The sequence below is a fragment of the Streptomyces sp. NPDC041135 genome, assembly GCF_055592085.1.
In genome coordinates this window covers 1-1,387 of record NZ_JBVIYZ010000103.1, presented here as the reverse complement: position 1 = coordinate 1,387, position 1,387 = coordinate 1, and the positions used below count along the sequence as shown (strand labels likewise).

1 rRNA gene is annotated in these 1,387 nt (G+C 55.9%); it reads right to left on the bottom strand.

What is annotated here, in order from left to right:
* Position 1 precedes the first annotated feature (1 nt).
* Positions 2–1,387 (bottom strand): 23S ribosomal RNA (locus ACZ6CZ_RS38045); the annotation flags it as partial.

The window sequence follows — 1,387 nt, the reverse complement described above, 5'->3', positions numbered from 1 at the left end:
CAAGCCCTCGGCCTATTAGTACCAGTCAACTCCACCCGTTACCAGGCTTCCATATCTGGCCTATCAACCCAGTCGTCTACTGGGAGCCTTACCCTCTCAAGGAGGTGGGAATACTCATCTCGAAGCAGGCTTCCCGCTTAGATGCTTTCAGCGGTTATCCCTCCCGAACGTAGCCAACCAGCCATGCCCTTGGCAGGACAACTGGCACACCAGAGGTTCGTCCGTCCCGGTCCTCTCGTACTAGGGACAGCCCTTCTCAATATTCCTACGCGCACAGCGGATAGGGACCGAACTGTCTCACGACGTTCTAAACCCAGCTCGCGTACCGCTTTAATGGGCGAACAGCCCAACCCTTGGGACCGACTCCAGCCCCAGGATGCGACGAGCCGACATCGAGGTGCCAAACCATCCCGTCGATATGGACTCTTGGGGAAGATCAGCCTGTTATCCCCGGGGTACCTTTTATCCGTTGAGCGACGGCGCTTCCACAAGCCACCGCCGGATCACTAGTCCCGACTTTCGTCCCTGCTCGACCCGTCGGTCTCACAGTCAAGCTCCCTTGTGCACTTACACTCAACACCTGATTGCCAACCAGGCTGAGGGAACCTTTGGGCGCCTCCGTTACTCTTTAGGAGGCAACCGCCCCAGTTAAACTACCCATCAGACACTGTCCCTGATCCGGATCACGGACCCAGGTTAGACATCCAGCACGACCAGACTGGTATTTCAACGACGACTCCACCTGAACTGGCGTCCAAGCTTCACAGTCTCCCAGCTATCCTACACAAGCCGAACCGAACACCAATATCAAACTGTAGTAAAGGTCCCGGGGTCTTTCCGTCCTGCTGCGCGAAACGAGCATCTTTACTCGTAGTGCAATTTCACCGGGCCTATGGTTGAGACAGTCGAGAAGTCGTTACGCCATTCGTGCAGGTCGGAACTTACCCGACAAGGAATTTCGCTACCTTAGGATGGTTATAGTTACCACCGCCGTTTACTGGCGCTTAAGTTCTCAGCTTCGCCGACCCGAAGGTCGACTAACCGGTCCCCTTAACGTTCCAGCACCGGGCAGGCGTCAGTCCGTATACATCGCCTTACGGCTTCGCACGGACCTGTGTTTTTAGTAAACAGTCGCTTCTCGCTGGTCTCTGCGGCCACCCCCAGCTCACGGAGTAAATCCGATCACCAAGTGTGGCCCCCCTTCTCCCGAAGTTACGGGGGCATTTTGCCGAGTTCCTTAACCATAGTTCACCCGAACGCCTCGGTATTCTCTACCTGACCACCTGAGTCGGTTTAGGGTACGGGCCGCCATGAAACTCGCTAGAGGCTTTTCTCGACAGCATAGGATCATCCACTTCACCACAATCGGCTCGGCATCAGGTCTCAG